General features: G+C 61.1%; 16 protein-coding genes. 4 read left to right on the plus strand and 12 right to left on the minus strand.

What is annotated here, in order from left to right:
- Positions 1 to 77 precede the first annotated feature (77 nt).
- The 5 genes from NE851_RS30270 to tal form a co-directional block, all read right to left on the minus strand.
- Positions 78 to 539 carry a hypothetical protein gene (locus NE851_RS30270; RefSeq protein WP_244604805.1) on the minus strand — a complete coding sequence of 154 codons (462 nt, stop codon included), beginning with the start codon at positions 537 to 539 and terminating at the stop codon, positions 78 to 80.
- A gap of 2 nt (positions 540 to 541) precedes the next feature.
- The gene (locus tag NE851_RS30275) at positions 542 to 1,033 is read right to left on the minus strand and encodes a hypothetical protein (RefSeq protein ID WP_047616244.1); all 492 of its coding nucleotides are present in this window, start codon (positions 1,031 to 1,033) and stop codon (positions 542 to 544) included.
- Positions 1,034 to 1,154: 121 nt separating this feature from the next.
- Complete coding sequence (locus NE851_RS30280; RefSeq protein ID WP_047616603.1) at positions 1,155 to 1,601, minus strand: DoxX family protein; 447 nt, start codon at positions 1,599 to 1,601, stop codon at positions 1,155 to 1,157.
- Positions 1,602 to 1,684: 83 nt separating this feature from the next.
- A complete protein-coding gene (locus NE851_RS30285; RefSeq protein ID WP_047616601.1) occupies positions 1,685 to 2,353 on the minus strand; it encodes a DUF1345 domain-containing protein in 669 nt (222 codons plus the stop codon).
- Positions 2,354 to 2,445: 92 nt separating this feature from the next.
- Complete coding sequence (gene tal, locus NE851_RS30290; RefSeq protein WP_047616243.1) at positions 2,446 to 3,411, minus strand: transaldolase; 966 nt, start codon at positions 3,409 to 3,411, stop codon at positions 2,446 to 2,448.
- A 422-nt stretch (positions 3,412 to 3,833) separates the two neighbouring features.
- On the opposite strand from tal, the gene NE851_RS30295 reads away from it, so the two are divergent.
- Complete coding sequence (locus NE851_RS30295; protein ID WP_063475277.1) at positions 3,834 to 4,859, plus strand: sugar-binding transcriptional regulator; 1,026 nt, start codon at positions 3,834 to 3,836, stop codon at positions 4,857 to 4,859.
- A gap of 61 nt (positions 4,860 to 4,920) precedes the next feature.
- Here NE851_RS30295 and NE851_RS30300 read toward each other — a convergent pair whose 3' ends face one another.
- Positions 4,921 to 5,793: a methylated-DNA--[protein]-cysteine S-methyltransferase gene (locus NE851_RS30300; protein ID WP_047616239.1), complete on the minus strand. Its 873-nt coding sequence runs from the start codon at positions 5,791 to 5,793 to the stop codon at positions 4,921 to 4,923.
- Between the two features lie 79 nt (positions 5,794 to 5,872).
- Positions 5,873 to 6,370, minus strand: coding sequence for a DUF2244 domain-containing protein (locus tag NE851_RS30305; protein ID WP_047616676.1), 498 nt, complete (start codon positions 6,368 to 6,370; stop codon positions 5,873 to 5,875).
- On the opposite strand from NE851_RS30305, the gene nth reads away from it, so the two are divergent.
- Positions 6,369 to 7,175, plus strand: coding sequence for an endonuclease III (nth, locus tag NE851_RS30310; protein WP_174824461.1), 807 nt, complete (start codon positions 6,369 to 6,371; stop codon positions 7,173 to 7,175). The genes NE851_RS30305 and nth overlap by 2 nt on opposite strands.
- Here nth and NE851_RS30315 read toward each other — a convergent pair.
- The gene (locus NE851_RS30315; protein WP_047616671.1) at positions 7,140 to 7,718 is read right to left on the minus strand and encodes a TetR family transcriptional regulator; all 579 of its coding nucleotides are present in this window, start codon (positions 7,716 to 7,718) and stop codon (positions 7,140 to 7,142) included. The genes nth and NE851_RS30315 overlap by 36 nt on opposite strands.
- Before the next feature lie 82 nt (positions 7,719 to 7,800).
- Here NE851_RS30315 and NE851_RS30320 point away from each other — a divergent pair, with 82 nt between their 5' ends.
- Complete coding sequence (locus NE851_RS30320) at positions 7,801 to 8,226, plus strand: VOC family protein (RefSeq protein ID WP_127430713.1); 426 nt, start codon at positions 7,801 to 7,803, stop codon at positions 8,224 to 8,226.
- A 3-nt stretch (positions 8,227 to 8,229) separates the two neighbouring features.
- On the opposite strand, the gene NE851_RS30325 is transcribed toward NE851_RS30320, so the two are convergent.
- Complete coding sequence (locus tag NE851_RS30325; RefSeq protein WP_183906215.1) at positions 8,230 to 8,946, minus strand: sulfate transporter family protein; 717 nt, start codon at positions 8,944 to 8,946, stop codon at positions 8,230 to 8,232.
- Between the two features lie 233 nt (positions 8,947 to 9,179).
- Here NE851_RS30325 and NE851_RS30330 point away from each other — a divergent pair, with 233 nt between their 5' ends.
- Positions 9,180 to 10,034 (plus strand): MurR/RpiR family transcriptional regulator, encoded by an 855-nt coding sequence (locus NE851_RS30330; protein WP_047616230.1) that lies wholly within the window; start codon positions 9,180 to 9,182, stop codon positions 10,032 to 10,034.
- Positions 10,035 to 10,068: 34 nt separating this feature from the next.
- Here NE851_RS30330 and NE851_RS30335 read toward each other — a convergent pair whose 3' ends face one another.
- The 3 genes from NE851_RS30335 to NE851_RS30345 form a co-directional block, all read right to left on the minus strand.
- Complete coding sequence (locus NE851_RS30335) at positions 10,069 to 11,652, minus strand: FGGY-family carbohydrate kinase (protein ID WP_047616229.1); 1,584 nt, start codon at positions 11,650 to 11,652, stop codon at positions 10,069 to 10,071.
- The gene (locus NE851_RS30340; protein WP_047616227.1) at positions 11,652 to 12,341 is read right to left on the minus strand and encodes an HAD family hydrolase; all 690 of its coding nucleotides are present in this window, start codon (positions 12,339 to 12,341) and stop codon (positions 11,652 to 11,654) included. Before NE851_RS30340 ends, NE851_RS30335 begins: the two co-directional genes overlap by 1 nt.
- Positions 12,342 to 12,439: 98 nt before the next feature.
- Positions 12,440 to 13,921 (minus strand): mannitol dehydrogenase family protein, encoded by a 1,482-nt coding sequence (locus NE851_RS30345; RefSeq protein ID WP_047616225.1) that lies wholly within the window; start codon positions 13,919 to 13,921, stop codon positions 12,440 to 12,442.
- Between the last annotated feature and the right edge of the window lie 39 nt (positions 13,922 to 13,960).

Here is a 13,960-nt window from a genome sequence, read left to right on the forward strand (position 1 = left end):
TCGTGCAATGCTATGTTCGATAATGTTGCGAAATGTTGCGAACAGGGATGCCAACGTCGCCGACACGGCGCCCGGTATCAAAACTGCCTTTCGGGATCGCCACTGACTTTCACATGGTCATCTCGGATTGTGCTGTCGATGATAACCGTGGCGACGAAACAGACGCGGATGACCAGCAGACAAAAGAATAACAGCGAGAGGCTCGCCGTCGCATAGTGCTTCAACGCGGAACGCTTGGGGAGCCGGGCGGTGAGTTTGTGAAGGGCGTTTCTGGCGAGACGACCGATCGCCACGAGCAGAAACAGTGCCGTAATGATGTACCCGCTTGCCGAGGCCGCCCCCAATAGCTGGAACATCAAAAGACACCCGCACCAAGTGAAGACTTCGCGTTTTGGAATGACGCCTTCAAACCGACGAAACCCGATGGAACGACGCCGATGAGATCCGTCCGCAAGGCGCGTGATCGGTCGGCAAGGCGGGGCCGGATGGTCCGGATCCAGGCCCAGCGAAGTCCGGTTCTGCGACGGGAATTCGGCCACCGCTAGTCGGCTCGCTCTGCGCGGGGCGAGGCGCGGCGACTTAGAAGCAGAGATGTGGCGGCACGCCACCGGGATGCCTTCGCCGCGGCTGCAATCACCGTCTCATTGAGAGTTGGCGTTCTTTGGACCGCAGCAATCCTGGCTGTCTTTGACTCCGTGAGCGCCGCGATCCTTCTCAGAAAGGCATCGCTGTCGAATTCTTTCGAGGAAGGAACCGACTTTGCTGTCGGCTTGATGGCATGGAAAAACACCTCCAGATTGATGACTGGTATCGGCTTGATGTTTCGCACCAGGTCGATATCCGCCCGCATCGTTACCGCCAGACAATATCGGTCCGAGCGCAAAGCGTCGAAGAGCTCCGGTATGGAAGACACAGCCGTCGCGGCATATCCGTTCTCATTCAGCTTCGAGACGATACCGCAGGCAGCGCCTTTGCCGAGAAAGACGAGAATTGGCTTTTGCTGGTTGCTTTGCACTGATGACATCACTGGCATACTCCTGACCTGTCGCCAGAAGTTTAGCCCGCATCGGCGCTGCTGTTTGTTCGGTTTTATTCGGTTTTATTGCGCCGCGAAGCGCCCGCGAAGTTCAGGCAAGCGCGGCGGACCTCGCTATTTACGACAACGCTGCCCTGAGCCAGGGATGCATCGAGGCCCTCTTTCTGAGCAGCCTGTCGATCGATATCGATCCCGCGCCGGAAGCCGAAAGCACAAACATGCCGCCGGCAATCGCCAGGTCCTTCTCGAAATGCAGCAACTCGTTCTGGCTTGCGAAATTCGTATGGAAGAGCAAGGCGGTCGCCAGGCAGAAGAGCGCCAGCGCCAGTGCGCCAAGCCGGGTGAGGAAACCTGCCGCGACGGAAAGGCCGGCGCCGATCTGAAGGGCGATGGTAGCAAGTGCCATCGGCGTCGACAGCCCCAGTTTTGCGAAAGTGTCGATGGTCGCAGTGAGATCTGCCGCAAGGGACCAGCCCTCATGCAGAAAGATCAGCGCCAGCAGAAACCTGCCGAGGAGCAGAACGAAATCGGCCGGTCGGGACCGGCTTGAGGCGCTTTCCATCATACCCTCCGGTTTGAAGAGCAGGCGGCGCGGCCCGCTCATGCCTTCGGCTCCTCAGATCCTCGCAGCCGCTCTGGCAAGATGCATTATAGCAGGCTTGCCCCGACATTGATCGCCAGCGCCAGGATCGTCGTATTGAAGAGGAACGACAGCACGGCATGCAACAGCGTCAGCTTGCGCATGCTGGTCGAACTGACCGCGACATCCGCCGTCTGTGCGGCAACGCCGATGGTGAAGGAGAAATAGAGGAAATCCCAGTAGCCGGGCTCTTCGATCCCATCGGGAAATTTGAGCCCGCCCTCCTCGTCCGCCCCGCCGTAGAAATAATGGGCATAGTGGATGGTGAAGAGCGTATGCAGGAAGAACCAGGAGATCAGGATCGTCAAAATCGCCGCACTTGCCCGTGCCAGCGCGACGTCAGGTGCCGCCTCCTTGATCGAATGAAGCTCGATGCCGATGCCGGCGATGCTGGCAAGTGCGGCACCGATCGAAAGCGCCAAGAGCACGGTATCGGAGAAATCAAGATCCGCGGAGCGTTTTCGGATGCTGTCAACCGTCGCCCGCAGCATCTTGCGCCAGCTCAGCGCGACAAAAACGCCGGCGCTGACATTCCAGCCGAACAGGATATTGCCGGCGCTGACCTCGCGCGAGGTCACAGCCAGGAAGACCGCCAGTCCAGCAAGAGTGGCGATGATGAAGCTCGCATGCTTGTAGACAAATGCCGCAAGCGAATTCGTCCTTTCCTCATCCGCCATATCGGTCTCCGACAGCATATGCCCTTGATAACAGCACGAAAAAGGCGCGCCTGCCAGCCGGCAGCCGCGCCTCCGATTGCATGCCGTGCCGATCAGGCGGCGGCGAGCTGCAGTTCCTTCTGCACCATGGTCCGCAACGTCCCCAGATCCTTGGCGAAGGCGCGAATGCCTTCGGCGAGTTTTTCCGTCGCCATCGCATCTTCGTTCATCAGCCAGCGGAAGGTCTTCTCGTCGACGGTGATCTTCGCAGCCGGCTTGATGATCTCGGGCGAAAGCTTGCGCTCGAGCTTGCCTTCGTCCTTGGAGAGTTCGTCGAGCAGGTTCGGAGCGATCGTCAGGCGGTCGCAACCGGCCAGCGCTTCGATTTCGCCAGCGCTGCGGAACGAAGCACCCATGACGATCGTCTTGATGTCGTTGGCCTTGTAATAATTGTAAATGTCGCGAACCGAAATGACGCCCGGGTCTTCCTCAGGGGTGTAATCCTTGCCCGTCGACTTCTTGTACCAGTCGAGGATACGGCCGACGAAGGGCGAGATCAGGAACACCTTGGCGTCGGCGCAGGCAACGGCCTGTGCCTTCGAGAAGAGAAGCGTCAGATTGCAATCGATGCCTTCCTTCTGCAGCACTTCGGCAGCGCGTATGCCTTCCCAGGTGGAGGCGAGCTTGATCAGGATGCGATCCTTCTCGATGCCGCGTTCCTTGTACCCGGCGATGATGCTGTGAGCCTTGTCGATCGAAGCTTGTGTATCGAAAGAAAGGTCGGCATCGACTTCGGTCGATACGCGTCCCGGAACAAGCTTGGAAAGCGCAGCGCCGACGGAGATGGCGAGGCGATCAGCGACGGCGGATGAAACGGCTTCGGGATTGCCGCCTTGCTTCTTGCCCCAGGCGACGGCTTCCTTGATGGCGTCGGCGAACATGGGCGTGCCGAGTGCCTTCAGCACGATGCTCGGGTTCGTCGTGCAATCAACCGGCTTCAGGCGGGCGACGGCCTCGATGTCGCCGGTATCGGCGACGACGGTGGTAATCTCGCGAAGTTGGTCAAGCTTGGATGTCATGGTCAATAATCCTTGTTGAACTTGGGCTGCGACCGGCGCGAGTTCCGCCCGGCAAAGGTGATCTACCGGCAGGTTGTTTGCATGCTGCAGGCGAAAATGCGCGCATCCGTCACGGATGATTTATAAACGTGAAGGACAGTCGCCGTGTTCCAGCCGCCAACGAACGACGGCTCGAACGCAAGCGATGCCGCCTGCGGCTGGAAGGCCGGTCGTGACTTTCGGCATGCCCGCACTATGTCCTCCTCGACGGACAAGAACGACTTGTGTCACCCGGACTATCGCCACTCACCCAAGGAAAAGTCAAGGACATTTGTGCATTTCAATTGACATAAGTGTCACACCCGTCATTATCCCCCAACAAAAGCGTCGTTACGGCCCTTCATCCCATGGGGGATTGAGGGCGGGCATCCTGCGGAGGAGATGTGGTCAAGCTCAAACGCGGCACGCACACGGCCTATTCCGAAGCATCCTCGCTGCGGCTGAGGGCGGCATGGCTCTATTATAACGAGGGCCTCACCCAGAAAGACGTGGCCGAACAGCTCGGCATCAGCCGCACCACCGTGATCCGCCTGCTCGACGAGGCGATGAAACGCAGCGAAGTCCAGATCTGGATCAACGATTCGATCGGCGATTGCGTTGAACTTTCGGTGAAGCTGGAGCGCGCCTACGGCCTCGACGAGGCGATCGTCGTACCCGCACCGATCAGCTGTGATGTGAATTCGCTGGCGAAAAATGTCGGCCTGGCGCTTGGCCAGTTCCTCTCCGAAGCCATTCCCGACGACTATACGATCGGCGTCGGCTGGGGCCGCACCATGACCGCCTCGCTGTCAAGCTTCCGGCCGCCGCGCCGCACCAATTGCAAGGTCGTGTCGCTGCTTGGCGGCATCGTCGCCGTGCACCAGACCAACCCGATCGACTACACATGGCGGCTGGCAAATCAGCTCGGCGCCGAATGCTACATGTTCCTGGCGCCGCTTCTCGTCGATTCCATCGAGACCAAGCGCAATCTGATCGAAAAATGCGGGCTGGACACGATCTATCGTCTCGCCGAGAACCTCGATCTGGCGATCGTCAGCTGCGGCGATATCGGCCCGCATTCGACCTCACTGTCGGAGGGCTGGATCTCCAAGGCCGAGTTGCAGGAACTGATCGATGCTGGCTGCGTCTGCGACACCATGTTCAACTTCCTCGACAAGGACGGCAATTCGGTCGACCACTCGATCAATCGGCGCGTCATGTCCGTCGATCTCGACACGCTGAAGGAGGCCAAACATATCGTGCTCTCTTCCGGCGGCGCTCATCGGGCCGTGGCGATCCGCGCCACGATCAAGCGCATTGGCTGCAATACGCTGATCACCGACGAAAGGGCTGCACGGGCATTGCTGGAACTGGCGGAGACATCGCCGTCCGCGCCTTCTCCCCAGTGGGGAGAAGCGCAGGAGCGATAGCGAGCGGAGCAAGACGAACGGGTCGGGGGTTGAACGGCCCGCCGCTCCGCCCGGGAAGCCATCAGGCGTGCGCCGATTCCCAGCCGAGCATCGCCCGTTTGCGGGTGAGGCCCCAATGGTAGCCCGTCAATGCGCCGTTCTTGCCGAGCGCCCGATGGCATGGCACCACGAAGGAGATCGGGTTAGCCCCCACCGCCGCACCGACGGCGCGCTGCGCCGTCGGCCGGCCGATATCGTTGGCGATATCGGAATAGGTCACGGCCTTGCCGAACGGGATCTTCAGCAGGCTCTGCCAGACGCGCACCTGGAAGTCCGTGCCGATCAGCACGACGCGCAGCGGCTGCTCCGAGGACCATTTGCCGGGTTCGAAGATGCGGGCCGCATAGGGAACCGTCGCCTGCAGGTCTTCGACATAAGAGGCGTTCGGCCAGCGGCAGGTCATATCCTCGAGGCAGGCCTTCTCGTCGCCGGAATCGCTGAAGGCAAGGCCGGCAAGGCCGCGGTCGGTCACCATGATCAGCGCGACACCGAAGGGGCAGATGTGGAAGCCGTAGCGGATGGTGAGGCCGCCACCCTTGGCCTTCCATTCGCCGGGCGACATCGCCTCATGGGTGACGAAAAGGTCGTGCAGGCGGCTCGGCCCGGAGAGGCCGACCTCGATCGACGTCTCGAGCAACGGCATGTCTTCGCTACGCAGCAGCCGCTTGGCATGGTCGAGCGTCACCGCCTGCAGGAAGCCCTTGGGCGACAGGCCGGCCCAGCGGGTGAAGGTCTTTTGCAGCTGGGTCGGCGACTGGTTGAGCCGCGCCGCGATCGCCTCCAGCGAAGGCTGATCGCGGTAATCCTCGGTGATGAGTTCGATTACCCGACGGACAATGTCATAATCAGGGCCGTCAGGCGTGATGTCTGTCTGAAGGTTGGCAATCATATTCATCGTCTTTCTCCTTGTCACAAGGAGATAGTCAATAGGGGGTGAGCAAACCACCCGATTCTTGCGCATCCGCCGGATAGTCTCAGATCCGCTGCTTGACCGTCGCGAGTGCGCCCTTGAAGGCCTTGGCGAAGCTTTCCCGATCGTCGGGATTGAGGAAGGATCCGATATCCGTGCGCCGCCCCTCGCCGAAGATATGCATGGAGAGGATGCCGATCTCCTGGTGCCGGCGAACGAGGAAACGCGCCCAGAACGGATTGAAATGATGCTCCACCATCCGTCCCGATGGTGCAAACTTGCGCACCGACACGTCCATGCGCGACACCGTCACCTGTTCGCGCGCTTTCCCGGAGCGGTAATTCAGCCAGAAGGCGCCGTACAAAAGCACGAAATCCAGTCCGAAGAAGAAGCCGATCGGCCAGGCGCCTGTCACGACGAAGAACATGCCGTAGAGGAAGCAGACGGCGCCGGACAAAGCAAGCAGCACCTTGAAGCCCCGACGGCCAAGTGACCGGTGGGGAAAGAGCTCGGCGGCGAAAACAGGCTGCTCGTTGGAGCTGTCGGCGTTGCTTTCCATCATGGCTGCTGAGTATAGAGTTTCCATGGCAAATCCGAAACTCAAATCCGTTACCAAGATGCCTCAGGGTGCGAATGTGATCGCCCGCCGCAAACCGGCGGCAGCGGTGCGCACGGTCTATTCACTGGCCGAGCGCGAGGAGATCTTCCGCCGCTTCTCCGTTCAGCGGCCGGAACCGAGAGGCGAGCTCGAACACACCAACGCCTTCACACTCGTCGTCGCCGTGGCACTTTCGGCGCAGGCGACCGATGTCGGCGTCAACAAGGCGACACGCGCGCTCTTCAGGATTGCCGATACGCCGGAAAAGATGCTCGATCTCGGCGAGGAACGGCTGCGCGACTATATCAGGACGATCGGCCTCTATCGCAACAAGGCGAAAAACGTCATCGCGCTCTCACAGATGCTGGTTGAGCAATTCGGCGGCAAGGTGCCTGAGACGCGCGAGGAGTTGGTCAGATTGCCGGGCGTCGGCCGCAAGACCGCCAATGTCGTGCTTTCCATGGCCTTCGGCCAGGCGACGATGGCCGTCGATACGCACATCTTCCGCATCGCCAACCGCATCAGGCTCGCCCCCGGCAAGACGCCCGATGAGGTCGAGGCACGGCTGATGAAGGTGATCCCGAAACATTACCTCTATCACGCCCATCACTGGCTGATCTTGCATGGCCGCTACACCTGCAAGGCGCGCCGCCCCGAATGCGAACGCTGTATCATCGCCGATCTCTGTAAGTCGCCGGAGAAGAGTTCGGATATACCGGCGGCGCTGGTCACGCTACCGCCGCAGGTGATCGGCGAGGCCGTCGAGTAGAACAGCGATCGCCTGCTCGTATTCCCGCCTTTCCCCGCCCGCCTCGATCGCGATCGCCGCGCGGTCAAAGGCTGCCGATAGCAGCAAGGTCAGCGGTGCGAGCATAGCACCGGCTTGCGGAAGCATGGCTGCAAGCCCTGCCCGCAGCGTCGCTTCCGCATTTTCTGCGTCGATCGTCGCGGTCGCCGGCAGGCCGAGAACGGCAGGCGCCTCGATCAGCAGCAGCCGTGTGCGCCCTTCTGCCATCATCGCGTCGAAATAGGCCGAGGCACCGGCGATCAGCGCGGCACGCGGCGCGTCGTGCGACGCCGAATGCGCCTCGATCGTCCCGGCCACTGCGCGCGCCTCGCATTCGATCACCGCGCGAAAAAGCGCCTTCTTGTCTTCAAAATGATGATAGAGCGCGCCTCGCGTCACACCCGCCGCCGCCACGATCTCCGGCGTCGCGGTCTCGGCATAACCCTTCTCGACGAAAAGACGCCGACCGGCATCGATCAGCGCCTGCCTCGTCTGTTCCGTTCTCTCGCGATTGCTGCGGCTCATGCGTTTTCTTTACATACAAACAGAATGTATGCTAATGGAAAAACATACAGAATGCATGTAAATGGAAAGATGGAGGAAAAAGATGAAATCGACGAGCTATTATCCTGTCATCATGACTGGCGATGTCGCCGGCACTGCCAGCTTCTATTGCAGGCATTTCGGCTTCAAGGCGCTGTTCGAAAGCGACTGGTACGTTCACTTGCAATCGATAGCGAAAGAGCATATCGCGCTTGCCATCCTTGACGGCAGCCACGAAACCATCCCGGCCATGGCCCGCGGCAGGGTGTCCGGCCTGCTCCTCAATTTCGAGGTCGCCGACGTCGATCCGATCTATGCCGCCTGCCGGAGCGCCGGCCTGCCTATACTGAGAGAGATCCGTGACGAGGATTTCGGCCAGCGGCATTTCATCACCGCAGATCCGAACGGCGTCCTGATCGACATCATCAAGCCGATCCCGCCGAGCGCCGAATTCGCGGCGATGTACGACACCGCCGCCCTGCCGGGCTGAGCCTCAGGGGTGGTGCAACGCGACATCCCTGGCGGAAACCAGCTTGTGCAGATGCACCATCATGCCGGCGGCAAAGAGCGGCGTCAGAAGATTGACGAAGGGGATCGCCAGGAAAAGGGCGATCACCAGCCCGCCGAGAAAGACGGTGGAAGCATGCTTGGCGCGGAAGAGCCGTGCCTCCTCAGGCGAACGGAATCGCATGGCGGCGAATTCGAAGAATTCCCGTCCGAGCAGATAGCCGTTCACCAGAAAGAACGCGACCAGATTGACCCCGGGGATGAACAGCAGCAGCAAGGCGACGATATTGCCGAGGATCACCACGCCGAGGAACTTGATCGAGCTTGCCATCGCCGGACCGAGCGGCATGGCGGTGCCCGGCGCATCCCCGGGATAGTCGCGTTTTTCGATGACGTCGGCGACATCGTCGAGAAACAGGCCGGCGATCAGCGCCGTGACCGGCGAAAGCAACAGCGCCAGCATCAGGGCGAGGCCGATACCGGCAAGGATCGCGAAGACGAAAGCGAACCACCCCGCCCAATCCGGCACATCGGGAAAGAAGCTCGTGAGCCATGGAAAGAGAAAGGCCACGAAGGCCCCGCGCAGCGCAAACCAGAGGCCGACGAGCACGAGAATCGTCAGGCCGAGCACCTTCCAGAAGACCGAGCGCGTTTCCGCCGCGAAGAGATTGGTGAGCGATAGTCGAGCGGCGTCAAGAATCATGTCTCAGGCGTCTCCGGTTGCGCGCAAGATGTAGGAAAGGTGGGGGTCGCCGACAAGAGAATAAAATTACATGCAGTAATAGAAAACTTGTCGAAAACTAAATACTAATATAATATTGTGACGTATATGAAATACGCACAGGCCTGAGAAGCAGCTTCCGAAATAGTTGCAAAGACAAGGGGTCGCAACAGCGCATCCACGGAACGCCTCTGAGGGAAGACGGGGAGGCCGATGTGGAAGACTTTGTGCAAAAACTCAGGCAATACGCAAAAAACGGCACACCAGCCGAACGCCGTATCGCGAAATATTTCACCGAACACCTGAATGACCTGCCGTTCGAGACAGCTGCATCCGTCGCTGACAGGCTGGATCTCTCGCCGATGACCGTCGGCCGGTTCCTGCGCGCGCTCGGCTATCAAGGGTTGGACAGCGTCAAGGTCGAGATTCGCGAGACCGTGACCACATCGCCGGCGCAATTGCAGAGCGCCATGAGCGAGCTGCATCAGGACGCCGCGGAGGGCAAACCGCTCGCCGTGCTGGTTGCCGAACAGATCCAGGCGCTCCATCATATCTATCATCTGACGGCGCAGCCGCATTGGTCAGAAGCCGTCGGCTTGATCAGCACGGCCCGAGAAGTATCAATCGCCACGCATGCGCGGCTCGCGAGCCTCGCCAATCATTTCTGCCAGCGGCTGACACAGGCCCGCGACGGCGTGCGCACGCTCGACGCCGCCGACAACCGTTTTGCCGAGCTCTTCGCCCGGCTGGCGGTCGATGACGCGCTGCTTGTCATTATCGACTGTCGCCGCTTCGCCAAGGCGCGACTGCTGGCCAGGACGGCGCGGCGCTACGGCTATAAGGTCGTGCTCATTTCGCCGCAACAGGCGGACTGGATGGCGGACCAGTCGAACGTCATGCTGCCCTTGCCGCCAGCGCGCGCGCCCGATCTCGACAACCTTCCGCCGCTGATCGCGCTGCTCGATTGCCTGTCGGAATCCGTTATCCTCGAAGTCGGAGAAGAAGCGGCCCTTCGCCGTCGCCGCATGATGGAATTCGCGACCGTGCTCGGCGAGGCCGCAAACCACTGAGGTCCTTAGCGCGTCTCAAAAGACGAGCGGCGCGCTATAGCATCGTTTCCAGTTCGGCGCGGTGGCGGTGCATGGCGAGAAGACGGCGGTAGTCGCGGTCGTAGAGCGCCTGTTTCGCCTTGTCGGGAAGCCGTTCGTCGCCACCTGGATACATCGCCTCGCCGGCCGCCGCCAGATCCTTGTACAAACCGCAGGCGACGGATGCGGCGACCGCCGTGCCGAGCAGCACCGCCTCGTTCATTTTCGGCACCACGACCTTGCAGCCGGTCGCATCGCTGTAAAGCTCCATCAGCACCGGGTTCTTCACATGCCCGCCGGCAATATGCAGCGTATCGGGCATGTAGCCATATTCCTTCATCATTTCCAGGATATGGCGGATGCCGAGGGCAATCCCCACCGCAGACCGCCAATAGAGCGCGCAGAGCCCGTCGAAGGACGTATCGAGCGTCAGCCCGCTGACGACGCCGACGGCATGCGGATCGGCGAGCGGCGAGCGGTTGCCATGGAAATCCGGCAGCACGAAAATCCGCGCACCGAAGGCATCGCCCTCCTCGGCCCTCAATTCGGCGATGCGCGCGACGATCCTCTGATGCAGCGCCGCCGTCGGCTCGCCGCCGGCCGCATGCATACGCACGATGTGGTCGAGCAGCGCGCCGGTCGCCGATTGCCCGGCCTCCACCAGCCAGGATTGCGGGAAGACCGCCTCGTAATAGGGTCCCCACATGCCATGGCTCGGCTTGCGTTCCCGGGAGAAGGTAACGATGCAGCTCGACGTTCCGGCAATCAGCGCCAGCTGGTGCTCGCGTTTTACAGGATCGGCGGCATAGCCGCCGAGCGCGCCCAGTGCACCCGCATAAGCGTCGATCATCCCGGCAGCGACATGGCAATCCGTCGTCAGCCCCAGCGCTTCCGCCGCTTCCGGTGTCAACTGCCCGACACTGTCTCCTACAGGCGTGGTCTCGTCCGGCAGATGGCCGCGCTCATGAAGGTCCTCGAGGCCGATCCGCTCCAGGAAATCCTGCTGCCAGCCCTTTTCGAGATGGGCGAGATAATTCCATTTCGCCGTCAGCGTGCAGCGTGAACGGGCAGGCGAACCGGTCGATTTCCACGTCATGAAATCGGCGAGATCGAAGAAGTAGCCGGACTTTTCCCAGGTGGCCGGCAGCTTCTTCTTCAACCACATCAGCTTCGGCATTTCCATCTCGGGCGACATCACATGCCCGGAATGTTCGAGCACCCTGTGCTCCGTCGCCGTGCAGAAATCGGCTTCCTTCAGCGCCCGGTGATCGAGCCAGACGATCGTGTCGAAACGCCGCTCGCCGCCGGTGGAAACGCTGAGCTGACGTCCCTCGACGTCGCGGACGACCAGCGAACAGGTGGCGTCGAAGCCGATCGCTCCAACCGAGGCGGCGGCGATGCCGGATTGCTCCATCGCCCTGCGCACTGCCGTGCAGGCGGCCGACCAGATATCTTCGGAATCGTGCTCGGCATGGTTTTCACGCGGCCGGTTCATCACGATCGGATGTTCGGATTTGGCGAGCAGGCGGCCGCGTGCGTCGAAGACGCCGGCGCGCGCGCTGCCCGTGCCGATATCCACCGCAACCACATGATCACGCATCAAATCTTGGTCCCGTCCAGCTTATGGTTGCGGACAAGGTGTATCAAATCCGGCATGGCGTCAAACACCACCTCAGGCGAAAGACGATCGAGTTCGGCGCGGTATCCGGCGAAATTGGCGTGGGACCCACCGGTGAAGGCGAAGACCGTCATGCCCGCCGCCTTGGCGGCAGCAATACCGGCCGGGCTGTCCTCGACGACAAGGCAATGTGCCGGCTCGACCCGCATTTCACGCGCCGCATGCAGGAAAAGATCGGGCGCCGGTTTGCCGCGCTTGACCATCGTCGCGCTGAAGATGTCGGGCAGCTTGCCCAGAAGTCCGGTCACCGACAGCGACAGGCGGATTCGCTCCATCTGGCTGGACGAGGCAACGCAACAGGGCACGCCAAGTCCGTCGATCGTCGCGGCGACACCCTCTATCGGCTTCAACTCGGTGCGGAAACGGGCATAGAGATCGGTGCGGATGCGCTCGAGGAATTCCTCGCCGGCATGGACGTTGAATTCGGTTTCGAGCGTATCGATGAGGGTCGACAGGCTACGGCCGAGAAACCGCTCATAGGCCTGGTCCTCGGTAATCGAGACGCCGAGATCGTTCATGGCGCCGACGAGCACGCTGATCGAAATCGGCTCGCTGTCGACAAGCACGCCATCGCAATCGAAGATGACCAGCCGTGTTTCAGCATCAGCCATGGAAGACCCAACCTGAGTTCAATTCGGACGCATGACCGTCCCGCTTTGCTCGCAAGGCCGGATGGATGGTGACAACAGCGTGCCGCCATCCCATTCCCTTACACTGCGAGCTTGCCGTCGAGATAGAGTTGCAGCGTCTCCCGCGTGCCCTTTTCCCACAGGGTTTTGAGTGCGTGGGCGAAACGCTTGCGGAAAAGTTCGGATTTTGCCACTTCGCCAAAAATATCGTCGAAGGCGAGGAAGGCTGACGGATCGTCCTTGGCTTTCAGCGCCGCCGCATGCAGGCGATCGGCACTGGCGTCGTTGAAGACGATATCCTTGCCACTGTCGGTCTTGCCGGCGAAATAACGGCACCAGAGTGCTGAAACCAGCGCCAGGCCGACGACGTCCCTGCCCTGATGCAGATTGTCGAGCGTCGACGGCAGGATGAATTTCGGCTGGCGGTTCGAGCCGTCCTGCGCCAGTCGCGGAATGGTGTCGGCAATCTTCGGATTGAGCAGGCGGTGCTCGATCAGGGCGAAATAATCCGTCAGCGACGTGTTCGGCACCGGCGGGACGATCGGGATGATCTCATCTTTTTCGAGCTTGGCGAGGAAGGCGCGGATCAGCGGCTCTTCCATGGAATCGTGAACGAAATGAATATCCATCAGCGCCGCCGGATAAGCGATCGCGGCATGCCCGCCGTTGAGGATGCGGATCTTCATATGCTCGTAGGGCGTGACATCGAGAACGAAGGTCACCCCGACCTTTTCCAGCGCCGGCCGGCCGGCAGTGAACTTATCCTCCAGCACCCATTGCTTGAATTCCTCGCAATAAACCGGCCAATTGTCCTCGATCCCAAAATTGTCGCGGAGGAAATCGACCTCACGCTGGCTGGTCGCCGGCGTGATGCGATCGACCATGGCGTTCGGGAAGGCGACATTCGCCCTGATCCAGTCGGCAAGGGCAGGGTCTGAAAGTGCGGCCGTGCCGACGACGGCATTGGCGGTGACAACGCCGTTGTGGGGAATGTTGTCGCAGGACATGACGGTGAACGGTCCGATGCCCCTGGCCTTGCGCGCCTTCAGGCCGGCGACGATCAGGCCGAACACCGTCTTCGGCGCATCGGGATTCTGTCCGTCGGCAGCGATCGCCGGATGAGCCGGATTGAACCTGCCCGATGCGTCGATGAAATAGCCGCCCTCGGTGATCGTCAGCGAGACGATCCGGATCTCGGGATCGGCGAGCCTGGCGATGATGGCGCTCGCATCGCCGACCGGCAGGATGTCGATCATCGGCGCAGTAACGCGCGCCGCCGTCTTGTTGTTGTCCTGCTCGACCACCGTCGTCAGGAAATCCTGCGCCGCAAGTTTTTCGCGCATGGCGGCATCCGACGGCAGCACGCCGGCGCCGACGATCGCCCAATCGTGATCCGTGCCTGCATTGAAGAGATCGTCGAGATAGATCGCCTGGTGGGCGCGGTGGAAATTACCGACGCCGAAGTGCACGATGCCGGCTTTCAGCGATGCCCTGTCATATCCAGGGATAGCCGCCGTGCGGGCCACATCCGAAAGCGTTGCCAGCGATAATTTGCACGTCATGTTTCAGTCCTCTTGAAGGTCTTGCCGAGACGGCCGGGC

The organism is Rhizobium anhuiense bv. trifolii (assembly GCF_024346605.1).
Lineage (GTDB): Bacteria > Pseudomonadota > Alphaproteobacteria > Rhizobiales > Rhizobiaceae > Rhizobium > Rhizobium anhuiense.

Coding starts and splice junctions, on each gene's coding strand:
- NE851_RS30305 (WP_047616676.1), bottom strand. CDS start 6,370: ATGATGGAAAGCAACGCCGACAGCTCCAACGAGCAGCCTGTTTTCGCC.
- NE851_RS30280 (WP_047616603.1), bottom strand. CDS start 1,601: ATGATGGAAAGCGCCTCAAGCCGGTCCCGACCGGCCGATTTCGTTCTG.
- nth (WP_174824461.1), top strand. CDS start 6,369: ATGGCTGCTGAGTATAGAGTTTCCATGGCAAATCCGAAACTCAAATCC.
- NE851_RS30335 (WP_047616229.1), bottom strand. CDS start 11,652: ATGCGTGATCATGTGGTTGCGGTGGATATCGGCACGGGCAGCGCGCGC.
- NE851_RS30275 (WP_047616244.1), bottom strand. CDS start 1,033: ATGCCAGTGATGTCATCAGTGCAAAGCAACCAGCAAAAGCCAATTCTC.
- NE851_RS30300 (WP_047616239.1), bottom strand. CDS start 5,793: ATGAATATGATTGCCAACCTTCAGACAGACATCACGCCTGACGGCCCT.
- NE851_RS30325 (WP_183906215.1), bottom strand. CDS start 8,946: ATGATTCTTGACGCCGCTCGACTATCGCTCACCAATCTCTTCGCGGCG.
- NE851_RS30315 (WP_047616671.1), bottom strand. CDS start 7,718: ATGAGCCGCAGCAATCGCGAGAGAACGGAACAGACGAGGCAGGCGCTG.
- NE851_RS30340 (WP_047616227.1), bottom strand. CDS start 12,341: ATGGCTGATGCTGAAACACGGCTGGTCATCTTCGATTGCGATGGCGTG.
- NE851_RS30345 (WP_047616225.1), bottom strand. CDS start 13,921: ATGACGTGCAAATTATCGCTGGCAACGCTTTCGGATGTGGCCCGCACG.
- NE851_RS30285 (WP_047616601.1), bottom strand. CDS start 2,353: ATGGCGGATGAGGAAAGGACGAATTCGCTTGCGGCATTTGTCTACAAG.
- NE851_RS30320 (WP_127430713.1), top strand. CDS start 7,801: ATGAAATCGACGAGCTATTATCCTGTCATCATGACTGGCGATGTCGCC.
- tal (WP_047616243.1), bottom strand. CDS start 3,411: ATGACATCCAAGCTTGACCAACTTCGCGAGATTACCACCGTCGTCGCC.